We start from the raw sequence: 220 nt of genomic DNA, 5'->3' as shown, positions 1-220 counted from the left end.
CGTTAGGATTGTTCAATTTTGTCAGTGATCAATTTGCAAACAACTTTACACGCTTTGCTGCAGGTTCTGTACTCATTGCGGTGCCAATCGCCGCTGTATTCTTATTTTTGCAGCGTTATTTGATTACAGGCTTGTCTTCTGGCGCGACGAAAGGGTAAGAAAAGCGTATACCAAACATGTTGAGCAAGTTCTACAGTAGACAAATACGAGCCGTTCATTC

1 pseudogene is annotated in these 220 nt (G+C 42.3%); it reads left to right on the top strand.

Going from position 1 to position 220, the window contains the following annotated elements:
- Positions 1-158, top strand: a pseudogene (locus CHH91_RS21380) (sugar ABC transporter permease); the annotation flags it as partial.
- Positions 159-220 lie beyond the last annotated feature (62 nt).

The sequence above is a fragment of the Virgibacillus sp. 7505 genome (assembly GCF_002272135.1).
GTDB lineage: Bacteria > Bacillota > Bacilli > Bacillales > Amphibacillaceae > Terribacillus.
The sequence above is the reverse complement of the archived record's forward strand: the minus strand, read 5'-3'. Positions and strand labels throughout refer to the sequence as shown.